Source organism: Myxococcota bacterium (assembly GCA_039030075.1).
Classification (GTDB): domain Bacteria; phylum Myxococcota_A; class UBA9160; order UBA9160; family SMWR01; genus JAHEJV01.
The window spans coordinates 13,221-27,003 of sequence record JBCCEW010000015.1 but is presented as its reverse complement, the minus strand read 5'-3'; the positions used below and the strand labels follow the sequence as shown (position 1 = coordinate 27,003).

General features: G+C 69.9%; 12 protein-coding genes and 1 tRNA gene. 8 read left to right on the top strand and 5 right to left on the bottom strand.

Going from position 1 to position 13,783, the window contains the following annotated elements; translation table 11 throughout:
- Positions 1-417: 417 nt before the first annotated feature.
- Positions 418-984: a hypothetical protein gene (locus AAF430_16155; GenBank protein MEM7411764.1), complete on the top strand. Its 567-nt coding sequence runs from the start codon at positions 418-420 to the stop codon at positions 982-984.
- Here AAF430_16155 and AAF430_16150 read toward each other — a convergent pair.
- The gene (locus AAF430_16150) at positions 981-1,619 is read right to left on the bottom strand and encodes a hypothetical protein (GenBank protein MEM7411763.1); all 639 of its coding nucleotides are present in this window, start codon (positions 1,617-1,619) and stop codon (positions 981-983) included. The genes AAF430_16155 and AAF430_16150 overlap by 4 nt on opposite strands.
- A 107-nt stretch (positions 1,620-1,726) precedes the next feature.
- Here AAF430_16150 and AAF430_16145 point away from each other — a divergent pair.
- Positions 1,727-1,802, top strand: a tRNA-Glu gene (locus AAF430_16145).
- 76 nt (positions 1,803-1,878) lie between these two features.
- On the opposite strand, the gene AAF430_16140 is transcribed toward AAF430_16145, so the two are convergent.
- Together AAF430_16140 and AAF430_16135 are read right to left on the bottom strand one after the other, a co-directional pair.
- On the bottom strand, positions 1,879-2,523 hold the full coding sequence (locus tag AAF430_16140; GenBank protein MEM7411762.1) for a PEP-CTERM sorting domain-containing protein: 645 nt from the start codon (positions 2,521-2,523) through the stop codon (positions 1,879-1,881).
- Between the two features lie 83 nt (positions 2,524-2,606).
- Entirely contained in the window at positions 2,607-3,245 is a 639-nt protein-coding gene (locus AAF430_16135; GenBank protein MEM7411761.1) for a DNA-3-methyladenine glycosylase 2 family protein, read from the bottom strand.
- 110 nt (positions 3,246-3,355) lie between these two features.
- Here AAF430_16135 and AAF430_16130 point away from each other — a divergent pair, with 110 nt between their 5' ends.
- From AAF430_16130 to AAF430_16105, 6 genes are read left to right on the top strand one after another with little or no spacing between them, the layout of a single operon-like run.
- Positions 3,356-5,260, top strand: coding sequence for a GspE/PulE family protein (locus tag AAF430_16130; GenBank protein ID MEM7411760.1), 1,905 nt, complete (start codon positions 3,356-3,358; stop codon positions 5,258-5,260).
- Between the two features lie 52 nt (positions 5,261-5,312).
- Positions 5,313-6,791, top strand: coding sequence for an AAA family ATPase (locus tag AAF430_16125; protein ID MEM7411759.1), 1,479 nt, complete (start codon positions 5,313-5,315; stop codon positions 6,789-6,791).
- Between the two features lie 20 nt (positions 6,792-6,811).
- The gene (locus AAF430_16120; protein ID MEM7411758.1) at positions 6,812-7,738 is read left to right on the top strand and encodes an ATP-binding protein; all 927 of its coding nucleotides are present in this window, start codon (positions 6,812-6,814) and stop codon (positions 7,736-7,738) included.
- Between the two features lie 4 nt (positions 7,739-7,742).
- Positions 7,743-8,825: a dTDP-glucose 4,6-dehydratase gene (rfbB, locus tag AAF430_16115; GenBank protein MEM7411757.1), complete on the top strand. Its 1,083-nt coding sequence runs from the start codon at positions 7,743-7,745 to the stop codon at positions 8,823-8,825.
- 24 nt (positions 8,826-8,849) lie between these two features.
- On the top strand, positions 8,850-11,039 hold the full coding sequence (locus AAF430_16110) for a hypothetical protein (GenBank protein ID MEM7411756.1): 2,190 nt from the start codon (positions 8,850-8,852) through the stop codon (positions 11,037-11,039).
- Positions 11,040-11,043: 4 nt separating this feature from the next.
- Positions 11,044-12,045: a gluconeogenesis factor YvcK family protein gene (locus AAF430_16105; GenBank protein MEM7411755.1), complete on the top strand. Its 1,002-nt coding sequence runs from the start codon at positions 11,044-11,046 to the stop codon at positions 12,043-12,045.
- 2 nt (positions 12,046-12,047) lie between these two features.
- Here AAF430_16105 and AAF430_16100 read toward each other — a convergent pair whose 3' ends face one another.
- The gene (locus AAF430_16100; protein ID MEM7411754.1) at positions 12,048-13,502 is read right to left on the bottom strand and encodes a sodium:solute symporter family protein; all 1,455 of its coding nucleotides are present in this window, start codon (positions 13,500-13,502) and stop codon (positions 12,048-12,050) included.
- Positions 13,499-13,756, bottom strand: coding sequence for a hypothetical protein (locus AAF430_16095; GenBank protein MEM7411753.1), 258 nt, complete (start codon positions 13,754-13,756; stop codon positions 13,499-13,501). The genes AAF430_16100 and AAF430_16095 overlap by 4 nt, the downstream gene beginning before the upstream one ends.
- Positions 13,757-13,783: the final 27 nt, after the last annotated feature.

The window sequence follows — 13,783 nt, the reverse complement described above, 5'->3', positions numbered from 1 at the left end:
CGCACAGACGACCGCGAGCAGCAGCCCTGTCGCGAGCCGGAGAGAAGTCGAGCGAAGCGGGCATTGGATCGAAGCCATACCGGGAGCTGCCACCGGGACCGACCGCGGGGTGCGCGTCGGGGACGAGAGGTGCCGGCGATGCGCCCCCGGGTCGATTCCCAAACCGCGCCGATTCCGACCGAAGTGCGAAGCCGCGCGTCGAGAAACGATGGACCGCGTCTTCTCCAGCGGCCCGACCGCACCCCTGCCACCCAAGCCGCTGCAACCGACCCCGCTGCCACCCAACCCCCTGCAACCGGATCGCGGCACCTCCGCAGCGCGCTGGCTGCGGTCGGAGCCGTGGGATGGCGGCACGGCGGCTCCGCGGCGGCACGCGGATTGCTCTCCCTCTTCCGGTACGCGCCCCGGAGACCCGCCATGCCTGGAATCCACACCCTTGCCCTGCTCGGACTCGCCGGCTGGGGCGGCGTCCACGCGGTGCGCCGTTTTCACGACGGCCCTCTCGGCCCGCTCCCGGGCGGGCCGCTCGAAGCAGGACCGCGCGTCACGGATCCCGACGTCGACTGGGACTTCGCCGAGCGAACCGTGCTCGCCGAACTCGAGCTCGAGTCCACACGCGTCTCGCGGACCACGGGCATCCTGGTGCACGAGGGCGTGCTCTACGTCCCCTGCGATCTCGGGTTCATCTGGCGGCGGGTCGATCCGCGCTACCGCTGGTTCCTCGGCCTGGTGTGGCGCTTGAAGCACTGGCACGAGGACGCGCTGCGCGATGGCCGAGTGGTGATCCGCCTCGCGGGGAAGCGCTTCGTCCGCCAGGCGGTGCGCGAAACCGACCCCGACCGCCTCGAAGCGCTGTGCATCCGGTCCGAGGCGATGGCCGAGCGCTTCTTCCAGGCCCCGCTCGCCGACGCAGCCGCCGACCCGGAGGCGATCTGGTTCTTCCGGCTGGACCCGCGCCCCGAGGCCGCGGACGCTGACGGCTAGGGCGCCGCGGGCCTCGGTGCGGCCACGTCGTTCGGTGCGCGGCCGAGCGCACCGCCGTCCGCCCGCCGCAGGAAGCCGCGGACGTACGCCGCCGGAAGCACCAGAGTCGAGGCATGCCCGGCGTTCGAGTGGACGGTCACGGCGTAGCCCCCCTCGCCTGCCGTGCGCAGACGCTCCAGATCGAGGGCCGCGGTGAAGCGCTCGACCACCGCGCAGCCGCCCTGGAGGTCGCCGGTGTAGGCCGTGCAATCGACCTGGGCGCGGTTCAGCCAGGCGAAGGGAAGCGCGTGTCCCTCGGCATCGAAGGCCTGGGTGTAGGCGCGCCATTGGTAGCCGCGGTAGTGGGCCGCCACGTAGAGCTCGACCGCCAGGTCCGCGTCGGCACCGGCGGCCGGCTGGACCGCGCGCAGCAGGTAGCGGTAGTCGCCCGCGTCGTAGGCCGGACCGAGCCAGCGGGTCACCCCCGTGTCGTCGTCGCGCTCGGAGCGGGTGCCGGCGGCGACCGCGTCCGGATCCGACCAGTCGATGCGCGGAGGCAGGAGGCCCGCGCAGCCCACGATCGCAACGACGAGAAACGCCGATAGCGCCACGCTGCAACCGTGGAGGCGGGCTCGGATCGAGCAGGAGATCGGCATACCCAACGAGTGTCTCCCAGCCGGTCGTGTGGCGTCCAGGCGGGCTCCGAGCCGGCGCGGCATCCATTGGGTGACCCGCGGGAAGCTCGCTATGCTGCGGCCCGCGCGTCCCCATCGTCTAGAGGCCTAGGACACCGCCCTTTCAAGGCGGCGACACGGGTTCGACTCCCGTTGGGGACGCCATCGCTTCGCTCCGGCTCCCCAACGCTCGTCGGTGGTCGCGGCGCGGCCTGCGGCCGCCCCGCTCGAAGCGACTCGGCTACCGCCGCCTCCGCGGTAGCAAAGCCAGGCCGAGCAGGAGGAGTGCGGCGGTGCCGGGCTCGGGGACGGCGAAGACGGTGCCGAACGCCTCCGCGTCGTCCGCGCCTCGGTAGAAGATGCCGATGGCCACTTCGGTCCAGCCGGAGAAGTCGGAGTCGGACGGGACGAAGAAGTCCGTGTCCGAGAGCGTCGTCGACGTTGCGTCCTGGTACTCGATGGTGAGATACGTGGCTGGGAACGGGTCGATTTCGATCAAGCTGCCCCAGAAGTCGTTCTGCCCCGAGTCGTCGTTCCCGATCACGATCCCGTCCCACGTCCGGGTGAACGTCGTCCCGCCGATCGAGACGCTGAACTCGGGCGCGGGACTCGTGGCGTAGACGGTGGACGTCGTGCGCGTGTCCGACACGACCGCGGTGTCCGGGTCGAAGACCAGCTCGGCCGTGAACGCGGCACCCAGGGTCACGGCCGGGTCGAGCACACCGTTCGGGTCGTTCACCACGTCGATCACGCCCGACCACGAGAGCGTGATCGGGGCAGCGCTCGCCGGGGCGCCCGCCAGGGTCAGGCTGGCGAGCAGGCAGAGCATCCACGGGCGCGGGTCACGTCGGATCGGCGTTCGGGTCGCAGGTCTGGGCGACGGCATGGGGCCTCCAAGACCCCTTCCCAGCGGACGCGCGCCAGCATACGGGACGCGGCACCCCACTGACCAGTGTCGCGAACCCGGCCTCAGCTCCCCGGCGTGATCGTGTCGGCCACCCGCCAGAGGTACCAGGACGCCACCGAGCGGTAGGGGCGCCAGGGCTCGGCGAGGGCGGTGAGCTCCTTCGGCTTGGGCAGCTCGGAGAGGCCGTAGAGCTCCATCGCGCCCTTGCGGACGCCGTAGTCACCGACGGGCAGCACGTCGGGGCGGCCGAGCGAGAACATCAGCAGCATGTGGGCGGTCCACTCGCCGATGCCCCGCACCTGGGTCACCGCCGCCACCACGTCGTCGTCGTCCATGCGCCGCAGGCGCCGGTTGCTGAGCGTGCCGTCGGCGAAGGCGCTGGCCACCGCGCGAACGGCGGCGATCTTCTGGCGCGAGAGGCCTGCCTCGCGCAGCTGACGATCGGGGGCCTCGAGCAGCCGCGCCGGCGCGGGGTAGCGCCCGCGGTAGGGTTTGCGCACACGCCCGTCGATCGCGCGGGCCGCGGCGCCCGCCAGCTGCTGGAAGATCACCGAGCGCACCAGCGCCCGGTAGGGGTCGCCCCGCACTTCCATGGCGCACGCGCCCACCTCGCGCATCACGGCACCGAGCTTCGGGTCGCGGCGCATCAGGGCGCGGCGCGCGCGGGCGCGCCCGGCGTCGTCGAGGGGCTCGGTCGGCACGGCCGCAGTCTAGGCGCTTTCGCCCTCCCGCGAGCTTTCGCGTCAGACTGGAACGCATCCCGGTGGCCCAGGGCCTCCTGCGCACTGGCCAAAATGCCGATACGCCGCTCATGTCCCAAGAGCGCCCTCGGAACGAAACGCCGCAGCCCCCCCCGGCCGCCGCTCCGGCTCAGGCCAGCAGCGCCTCGGTCCAGCGCGGCGCCATGCGCCCGGCCCTCGGCCTCGACGAAACCCTCGAGCTGTTGGTGCAGCACGGGCTCGTCGAAGAACCCCAGGCCCGCGAGATCGAGTCGCGCGCCACCACCCTGCGCAGCGGCGTGCTCAAGGAGAAGGTCGGTTCGGTCCGCTCCCAGGCGGCCGCACGCTACGACGTCTCGCCCTCCGAGATCATCGACGCAGCCCGCCTGCCCCACCCCGACCCGAAGCAGGGACGCCTCGACGAAGACGCCATCGCCCAGGTGCTCGCCAAGGCGGCCCAGACCCCGTACTGGAAGATCGACCCCCTGAAGGTCGACAACGATCTCGTCGCGAAGACCCTCTCGCGTCCGTTCGCACGGCGTCATGTCGTGATCCCGATCGCCCGCGAGAAGGACGCGATCGTCCTCGCGGTCACCGACCCCTTCGACACCACCCTGCGCGACTCACTCGAACAGCTGATCCAGGCACCGCTCCGCTACGTCGTCTCGTCGAAGGCCGACATCATCGCGATCATCGATCGCGTCTACGGCTTCCGCTCGAAGGTGAACCAGGCCGAGCAGCACCTGGGATCCGGCGGTGCCGGGGGCGCCCTCGTCCAGCTGGTCGAGCTGCGCAGCAACGCCGAGCTGGCCGCCACCCAGAACGACGAGCACGTCATCGCGGCCGTCGACTACCTGCTGAACTACGCGTTCGAGCAGCGCGCCTCGGACATCCACCTCGAGCCGCGTGCCGAAGACGCGGTGATCCGCTTCCGCATCGACGGCATCCTCCACGACATCGAGAACCTGCCCCTGCCCGTGCACGGGGCCGTCACCTCGCGCGTAAAGGTGCTCGCCGGCATGAACATCGCCGAGCGGCGCCGCTCCCAGGACGGCCGCATCAAGACGTCGCGCGCCGAGCGCGAGGTCGAGCTCCGCGTCTCGAGCATGGCCACCGCCTTCGGCGAGAAGATCGTGATCCGGGTCTTCGACCCGAGCATCCTGATGACCGACCTCCAGGACCTCGGCTTCGACGCCGAGGAGCGGGAACGCTTCGAGAAATGGATCACCTGCCCGAACGGCCTGATCCTGGTCACCGGCCCCACGGGCTCTGGTAAGACGACGAGTCTCTACTCGACTCTCCGTTACCTCTCGGGCCCCGAGATCAACATCACCACCGTGGAAGATCCGATCGAGATGGTCGACCCGCGCTTCTGTCAGGTGCAGGTCAACTCACAGATCGACATCAGCTTCTCGAACGCCCTGCGCACGATCCTCCGTCAGGACCCGGACATCATCATGGTGGGCGAGATCCGTGACGCCGACACCGCCGCGATGGCCGTGCAGGCCGCGCTCACCGGCCACCTCGTCTTCTCGACCCTCCACACGCGGAACGCCGCCGGCGCCGTCACGCGCCTGATCGAGCTCGGGGTCGAACCCTTCCTGCTGTCGAGCGTCCTGCGCGGCGTCGTCGCTCAGCGCCTGATCCGGCGCATCTGCGATCGCTGCGCGGTGGAAGGCACGCTCAACCCCGACCAGGTCGCTGCCCTGGGGATCAAGGTGCCCGTGGAGCGCCGTGAGCGCCTGGTCGTGCGCTGGGGCGAAGGCTGCGTCGAGTGCCGCCACACGGGCCTCTACGGCCGGACAGGCGTCTTCGAGATGCTCGACGTCGGGCGTCGCGTGCGTGGCCTGATCAACGAAGGCAAGGACGCGAACGAGATCGATCGCGCGGCCCGCATCGAGGGCATGAACAACCTCCGCGAGGTGGCACTCCGCAAGCTCGCCGACGGACTGACCACCTACGAAGAGGTGGCGCGCGTGACGGTCGACACGGAATGAGCCCGACGGTCTCCCGTTTCACCGCCCACCCCTGCGAGAACCCACGACACGCATGAGCGGAAATCAAATCGTCGACGAGATGCGCACCCTGGTGCGTGCCGGATGGCGCCTGGTCGCCCTCGAGACCTTCGAGGAAGAGCGGGCGCTGAACCTGCTCGAGCGCGCCGCCCAGGCGAGCGAGCGCCGTTGCGTCTCCTGGACCGTCGCGAACGGCCTCTCGACGAATGGCCAGGGCCAGGGCGGTTTCGACGCCGGCATCGAGGCGATCGCCGGCTGCGAGGAACCCGCCCTCTTCGTGATGCTCGACGCCCACCGCTGGCTCGACGACGCGGTCGGGCTGCGCCGCCTGCGCGACCTCCTGCCTCTCCTGGGGACGCGCAAGCAGACGATCGTGTTGACCGGCCCGATCGTCCCGTTACCCGTCGAGATCGAACGCGACGCCGGCCGCGTGCAGCTGCCGCTGCCCACCGGACCCGAGCTGCAACACCTGTTCTCGCGGGTACTCGAACAGAGCCAGATCACGCCCGATGCCGAGACGATGGGCCAGGCCGTCCGCGGCGCCCTCGGTCTCTCCTCGGGCGAAGCGGTGCGCGTGCTTCGCAAGGCGCTGCGCAGCGCCGGCCAGTTCGACGCGGAAGCCGTGGACGAGATCGTGCGCGACAAGCGCCGCGCCCTGCACCGCACGCCGGCCCTCGGTTTCCTCGACGACGACACCGGGCTCACCGACGTCGGTGGCCTCACCGAACTCAAGCGCTGGCTCGCCGAGCGACGCCGCGCCTTCACCGACGAAGCGCGAAAGTTCCGCCTGCCCCCGCCGCGGGGCTTGCTGCTGCTCGGCGTACAGGGCTGCGGAAAGTCCCTTTCGGCTCGGGCGGTCGCACGCGAGTGGCAGTTCCCGCTTCTGCGTCTCGACCTTGCGGCGGCCTTCGGCGGCGATCGCAGCCCCGAGCTCGCCCTCCGTGAAGCCGTAGAAGTCGCCGGCTCCCTCGCGCCGGCCGTGCTGTGGATCGACGAGATCGAGAAGGGCTTCGCCGCCGCCGAGAGCGATCCCGTGGCGTCGCGGGTCTTCGGTTGGTTCCTGACCTGGCTCTCGGAGAAACAGGAGCCCGTCTTCGTCGTCGCCACGGCGAACGACGTCGCCGGCCTTCCGCCGGAGCTTCTGCGCCGCGGTCGCTTCGACGAGCTCTTCTTCGTCGACCTGCCGACGGCGAACGAGCGCTCCGAGATCCTGGGCATCCACCTGCGCAAGCGCGGACGCGACCCGCTCCACTACGACATGGAGGAACTCGCGCTGGCCGCCGAGCGCCTCACGGGTGCCGAACTCGAGCAGGTGGTGGCCGCCGGCCTCTACGCCGCCTTCGCCGAGTCGCGCGAGCTCTCGGACAACGATCTTCGCAACGCCATCGACGAGACCGTGCCCCTCTACGACACCTACGAAGAACGCATCAAGGAGCTGCGCGATTGGGCCCGGAGCCGCGCGCGCAACGCCTCCGTCGACGGCAAGCTCGCCGACCTCTTCTCGACCCGGTAGACGCGGTAGAATCCGGCCCCATGGAAGACCCCGCGATCCTTCGAGAACGAGCCCAGAACATCTGGGGCAGCTTTGCGCGCAAGTTCGAGCCGATGTCCCAATCCGCGCGGCTGGAGCCCATGCCCCAGTACGAGCTGGGACGCATCGGTGGCCTGGCCGACGCGAAAGACGAAATCCAGACCTACGCCTGCGCCGCCACCGATCCCGAGGTGTACGGCCGCTGGGGAACCCACCCGCCCACCGGGGTGCTGCTGATCGGACAGCGCAGCGTCGGCAAGCAGCTGCTGGTGCGCGCGCTGTCGAGTCTCACGAACACGTCCTTCCTCGAGATCGCGATCCCGAAGCTCGTGCTCGAGGTGATCCACCGCGGGGGGAAGGTCGGCGAGCTGGTCGCCGCCTGGTCGGCCGTGCTCGACGAGATGCCGCCGGTCACCGTCCTCTTCAACGAACTCGAGTTCCTGCAGGCGGAAGAGATCGGAGCGCGCCGGCCCGATCTTCCGGTCGGTCCCGTGATGGACTTCCTGCTCGACATGATCGACCGCGCCATCGCCGCAGACGACGTGCTCGTCGTGGGCGCGACGGCCCACCCGGACACCCTGCGTCACGCCTTCACCCAGCCCGGTCGTCTCGAGCGCATCGTCGAAGTGACGCCGAACGTGCCCGGTGACATCGTGGCCACACTTCAGATCCACGCCGGCGATGCCGAGAAGCGCGCCGGCCGACCGCTCTTCCAGGAGATCGACTGGGAGACGGTGGTCGCCGGCTCGAGCCCGCCCGCACCGGGCGATTGGGTCCACATCCTCCACGCCGTGCTGCGACGCAAAGCGCGTTGCGAAGCTGCCGGCGAGAACGTCACACCGGTCACCACGGGCGACTTCCGCGACGAAGTCGAGCGCTTCAAGAAGGCGAGCAGTCGCCTGGTGGCCCCTTCGGGAACCTACGTATAACGCCATGGATACCTGGATCGTTACCGGCGGCGCCGGCTTCATCGGCTGCAACTTCGTGCGTCTGGCACTCGCGAAGAGCGACGCGCGTATCGTCGTCTTCGACAAGCTCACCTATGCCGGCAATCCCGAGAACCTGCGCGAAGTCGAGGCCAACGAGCGCTTCGCCTTCGTCCAGGGCGACATCGCCAACCGCGACGACGTGGCGAAGCTCTTCCGCGACTACCCGCCCACCGCGATCCTGAACTTCGCCGCGGAGACCCACGTCGACCGCTCGATCGATGGGCCCGCCGAGTTCATCCACACCAACGTGGTCGGCACCTTCGAGCTCCTCGAGGCTTCCCGCCACCTGGTGTCCGAGCGGCCCGAGAACGAGCGGGACGCCTTCCGCTTCCTCCACGTCTCGACCGACGAGGTCTACGGGACGCTCGGCGACACCGGCGCGTTCCACGAGACCACGCCCTACGAGCCCAACTCGCCCTACTCGGCTTCGAAGGCGGGCGCCGACCACCTGGTGCGCGCCTACCACGAGACCTACGGCCTCCCCGCGCTGATCACCAACTGCTCGAACAACTACGGGCCCTATCAGTTCCCGGAGAAGCTGATCCCGCTGATGGTGATCAACGCGCTCGAGGCGAAGCCGCTGCCCATCTACGGCGACGGCATGAACGTGCGCGACTGGCTCTACGTCGAGGACCACTGCGCCGGCATCCTGCTCGCGCTCCAGCGCGGGAAGCCCGGCCGCAAGTACAACATCGGCGGCTTCGGGGAACGCCCGAACATGGAGATCATCGACACGATCTGCGCCGAGCTCGAGAAGGCCCACCCCGCCGCCGAGAACCCGGCGATGCAGGCCGCGGGTCTCGGCGCGTACACGGACCTGAAGCAGTTCGTCACCGATCGCCCGGGCCACGACCGGCGCTACGCGATCGATTCCACCCGGGCCCAGGAAGAGCTCGGCTGGCGCCCCGCCCACGACCTCGCCAGTGGCCTCGCCGCCACCGTGCAGTGGTACCTCGCCAACGCCGACTGGTGCGAAGCCGTCCAGTCGGGCAGCTACCGCCGCGAGCGCCTGGGCCTCGGCTCCTAACCCTTCCCACCTTCGGCGGAGACCATGGCGAACGACGCCCTCGATTCCACTTGTGCCTTGCTCGAAGAGCGCTTCGGCGCCAACGGGGCCACGGCCGCCGCGAACCTGCGCGACTGGCTGTCGGGCCGCATGCCCTACGCCCACCCCGAGATCCTCGAGCAGCACCTCGGCGACGACCACATCGACCTGCTCTTCGATGCCTTCTGGCAGGTCCTGCCCTTCGGCACGGGCGGTCGACGCGGACGCGTGGGCTACGGCCCCAACCGCATCAACGAGACGACCGTCGCCATGACGGTCCAGGGCCACTGCGACTACCTGCGCAACACGCTCGGCGATCGCGACGACCTCACCGTCGTCGTGGCCAACGACGTGCGCGTGTTCCGTGACCTGGCCGGCACCTACGGATTCCTCGGCGAGAAGCACCCGCTCTTCGGCGTATCCTCGCGCTCCCTCGGCCGGCTGGCCTGCTCGATCTACGCCGGCAACGGCATCACGGCCTGGTTCGAGGACCCGGAGAACGACGCCGCCACTCTCACCACGCCCGAGCTCTCCTTCCTGATCGCCGAGCTGGAGGCGAAGGGCGGCATCAACATGTCGGCCTCTCACAATCCGCCCGACGACAACGGGATCAAGACCTACGACGCCTTCGGCAGCCAGCCGATCGCCCCGGACGATCAGCGCCTGATCGACGTGATGGCCGAGGCCACCGACATCCGCGAGATCCCCTTCGACGAGGCCCTGGCGAAGGGGAAGGTCCGCGCGGTGCCCGCCGCGGCCCACGCCACCTACCTCGACCTCTACGCCAACCTCTACGACGGCTACCTCACGCCGTCGCCCGACCACACGATCACGTACACGCCGCTCAACGGCTGCGGGATGAACACGGTCGGCCGCGTGCTCGAGCACCTGGGCTTCCCGGTGATCGTTCCCGAGGGCGAGCATGCCGACGGCGCCTTCCCGGCGATCCCGTTCCGGGCGCCGAACCCCGAGGTGTTCCAGGCGACCCAGCCCGCCCGCGAGTTCGCCGACGCGAACGGCTCCGAGATCGTGCTCTCGACCGACCCGGACGCCGACCGCGTAGGACTCGAGATCCGCCTCGACGACGGCAGTTGGTTCCACTTCGACGGCAATCAGATCGCAGCCGTGCTCGGCTACTTCCTGATGCTCGACCCGGAGGGTCCACAGCGGAAGGGCCTCGTGATCGAGACCGCGGTCACCACGAAGATCCTCGGTCGCATCGTCTCGGAAGCCGGCGACTCGGCGATCGTCGACGACCTGCTCGTGGGCTTCAAATACGTGGCCGACGTCCTGAAGCGCCTCGAGCGCGGCGAGTCCTACAACGGTGTGTCGATGTCGACGGACCGACTCGTGCTCGCCGCCGAGGAGAGCCACGGCGTGATCATGCTGCCCGGCATCCGCGACAAGGACGCGTCGCCGGCGTGCATGTACCTCGCCGCGCTGCACCAGCGCCTGCGCACCCAGGGCAAGAACCTGCTGGACTACTACATCGGCATCCTCGAGCACCTCGGCTCCTACGACAACGTGAGCCGCTCGATCGTGATGCTCGGCGCCGAAGGCATCCTCAAGAAGGACCGCATCATGGCGGCGCTCCGCGAGAACAAGCCCACTTCGGTGTGTGGCTTCGCGGTGCGGCGCGTGCTCGACTTCTGGGACGAGGAGGAGTTCGGTCCGTTCCTCAGCGAATCGGACAAGCTGCCCCGCAACGTGATCCAGATCGAGACCGAGGGCTTCGTCGTGACGGTCCGGCCGTCGGGCACCGAGCCGAAGCTCAAGGCGTACATCCAGCTGCTGCCCCAGGGCGACGGACCGAAGGCGAAGGGACGCGCGCTGCTCGCCGAGGTCCGGGCCGAGGCCGACGACCTCGGACGCCAGATCTACAACGAGCTGCTGGCCCGACTCGATCTCTCACTCGGGGATGCGGCGCTGCAGCTCCCCGACATCATCGACCTGGATCGCAAGCTCGAGTTCGAGCGCGAGATCGTCCCGGCCCTGCGCCGCGCGCTCGCCGAGAACGAGCACGCCGATCTCGACGCCCTGCTCGCCTGGCTGCGCGAAGCGGTGGCGCGCATGACCCCGGGAACCGACGCCCTGCCGGCGCTCACCGCGCCGATCGCCTGGCTCTGCAGGGCCTGGCGCGACGAGCTGCCGGACGCCGCCCTGCTCGAGCCGCTCGCCGACTGGGCGAGCCGCTAGCGCCATGGCCACGTCCGCGCGCCGCCCGGCGCGCGCCATCGCGGTGATCGGCGGGGGGACCGGCTCGTTCCACGTCCTGAGCGGGTTGCGCCACCACCCCGAGCTCGAGATCAACTCGATCGTCACGATGATGGATTCGGGTGGCGACTCGGGTCGCCTGCGCGACGAGTTCGGCGTGCTGCCGCCGGGAGACCTGCGCCGCTGCCTGATCGCCCTCTCGGACGAATCGAAGCTCCTGCGCGAGCTCTTCGCGTTCCGCTTCGAGGAGGAACCGCTCTCGGGCCGCAGCTTCGGCAATCTCTTCCTGCTGGCCCTGGGCCGCATGCTCGGCTCCGAGAAGGAAGCGGTCGACGCGATCGGACGCCTGCTCCAGATCCACGGACGCGTCCTCCCGGTCACCTGGGACCACGCCCATCTGATCGCCGAGCTCGCCGACGGCTCCACCCTCGAGGGCGAAGGCACCATCGACGGCGTCGCCGCCGATCAGGCCGTGCCCATCGAGCGGGTGCGGCTCCACCCGAAGGCCGCCGCCAACCCGGATGCGCTGCGCGTACTAACGCGCAGCGACGCGATCGTGCTCGCGCCGGGCAGCCTGTTCACCTCGACGCTCCCCAACCTGCTGGTCGAGGGCATTCGCGAGGCGATCGATCAGGCCGAAGCGCCCCTCGTCTACGTGCTCAACCTGATGACACGTCAGAACGAGACCCCGGGCTATAGCGCGGTGCGGCACGTGGAAGAGATCGCGCGCTACGCGGGACGCGTCCCCGACATCGTCCTCGCCCATGGAGGCGAGATCTCCGAGGAGCGCATGCGCCGCTACGAAGCGGAGGACGCGCGGCCCGTCGACGTCGACGTGGCGGGCCTCGAAGCCCTCGGTGTGCGCGACGTGCGGATCGCCCCGCTCGTCTCTCCCCCGCCGCTCGTTCGGCACGATCCGACGACCACCGCCGAAGCGATCGTCGCCGCCCTCGACGCCTGGGACGCGCGCAGCTCCAACGACGTGTGAGCCTAGGTCGCAGCCCGCTCGTCGCGCGCCCACCAGGAGCCCGCGCAAGCGATCACCGCGTTCACGCCCAGGCCGATCACGCCGACGTGGACGCCGCCGATGCGCTTCACGCCCAGACCGAGCCCGATCCCCACGGCGATCGCGCTGCCCACGAGGAGGCCGAGCAAGAGGGGCCCGCCGCGCAAGCGGGTCCACTGCACGCCGATCAGGAAGGCCGGCACGCATTGGATCAAGAGCTCCATCTTCAGCTCGATCAGACCCCAGAGAGTGACGTCGCGGGCCACCAGGGCGAGCGCAGCCATCGCCACCATCGTGACCGCAGCGATGCGCTTGCCGAGCACCGCCGTGTCGCGCGCGCCGTGCTGCTCTCCGAGCAGGTCCTCGGCGACGACCGAGCCGAGACTCAGCAGCACCGAGTCGGCCGTCGACATGATCGCCGCCAGGGCGCCGAGAAAGACCAGGATCGCCGCCACCGACGCCAGCGCCCCGAGCTCGGCCCACCCGCCCAGCAGGAGCGGCATCACCCGGTCGGCTTCGACCCCGCCGAGCTCGGCGAAGCGCGGGATCGCGGCGACGCCGATCAGGGTGACCACCGTCGTGGTGGTCAGCGGCATGAAGGTCATCAGTGCGAACGAGCGTTTGAGCGCCGCGCCGCTGCGCGCCGCGTAGACGCGCTGGATCACCTGGGGATAGACGGCGCTCGCCAGGCCGAGCAACGCGATGCTGCTCGCCCAGTTGGCGCACTCGACCGCGTCGGGCACCACGGCGGCCGCCGGGCGGATCTCGAGGATGCTCCGGGTCAGCGCTTCGAGCCCACCGACATCGCCGACGAGCCATACGACGAGTGCCGTGAGGCCCACCATCATGAGAATGGACTGGCCGGCGTCGGTCCACGCGACGGCGCGCATGCCACCGACCGTCTCGTAGGCGAGGATCACGCCGGCGAGCACGCAGACGCCCACCTCGTAGGAAACGAGGCCTTCCGTCACCTGCTCCGCCATCAACCCGAGCGCTTTCAACTGGGCGAAGAGGAAGTTGGCGAGGGCGATCGTCATCAGCACCGCGACGGCGATCCGTAGCTCGCGTCCCCAGCGCTCGCCGCCGAAGCGGTAGCGCACCCAGTCGCCGGGCGAGACGAAGTGTTCGCGGGCCGCGATCGGGCGGAACTTCGGCGCGAACACCTGGAACACGACCGCGATCGACATCATGAAGCCGGTGGCCATGATCCAGGAGAAGCCGCGTCGATAGGCTTCGCCCGGGTACCCGAGCAGCGAGTTGCCGCTGTAGCCCGTCGCGTAGAGGGTCAGGAAGAGCACCAGCACGCCGAGTTCGCGGCCCGCCAGGAAGTGATCGGCAGCGCTGTGCTCGCGACGGGAGCGACGCGCCAGCTCGGCAATCCCGAGCAGCAGCACCAGGTAGCCCCCGAGCGCGACCAGGCCGAGCGCTCCGAAGCTCAAGCGGACGACTCCTCGGTCTCGCCCTCCCCCGGGTCGCGCAGGTCGGACAGCATCCAGGCGCTGGCGTTCAAGATCGCGGCGCCCACGTAGCAGCCGATCGCGACGGCCACCCAGTCCGGCAAGCCGAACCAGATCGCCGGCTCGGCCCCGCTCTCCCGATACCAGGGGATGGAGAGGATGTAGAGCAGGACGACGCCGGTCAGCAGCAACCGCCGCAGCGGTCGCCGCCATGCCCCCTGCTCACCCGACGCCATGGCCGGCATGCTAGCCGTCCCGCCTGC

Coding starts and splice junctions, on each gene's coding strand:
- AAF430_16155 (MEM7411764.1), top strand. CDS start 418: ATGCCTGGAATCCACACCCTTGCCCTGCTCGGACTCGCCGGCTGGGGC.
- AAF430_16150 (MEM7411763.1), bottom strand. CDS start 1,619: ATGCCGATCTCCTGCTCGATCCGAGCCCGCCTCCACGGTTGCAGCGTG.
- AAF430_16140 (MEM7411762.1), bottom strand. CDS start 2,523: ATGCCGTCGCCCAGACCTGCGACCCGAACGCCGATCCGACGTGACCCG.
- AAF430_16130 (MEM7411760.1), top strand. CDS start 3,356: ATGTCCCAAGAGCGCCCTCGGAACGAAACGCCGCAGCCCCCCCCGGCC.
- AAF430_16125 (MEM7411759.1), top strand. CDS start 5,313: ATGAGCGGAAATCAAATCGTCGACGAGATGCGCACCCTGGTGCGTGCC.
- AAF430_16120 (MEM7411758.1), top strand. CDS start 6,812: ATGGAAGACCCCGCGATCCTTCGAGAACGAGCCCAGAACATCTGGGGC.
- rfbB (MEM7411757.1), top strand. CDS start 7,743: ATGGATACCTGGATCGTTACCGGCGGCGCCGGCTTCATCGGCTGCAAC.
- AAF430_16110 (MEM7411756.1), top strand. CDS start 8,850: ATGGCGAACGACGCCCTCGATTCCACTTGTGCCTTGCTCGAAGAGCGC.
- AAF430_16105 (MEM7411755.1), top strand. CDS start 11,044: ATGGCCACGTCCGCGCGCCGCCCGGCGCGCGCCATCGCGGTGATCGGC.
- AAF430_16095 (MEM7411753.1), bottom strand. CDS start 13,756: ATGGCGTCGGGTGAGCAGGGGGCATGGCGGCGACCGCTGCGGCGGTTG.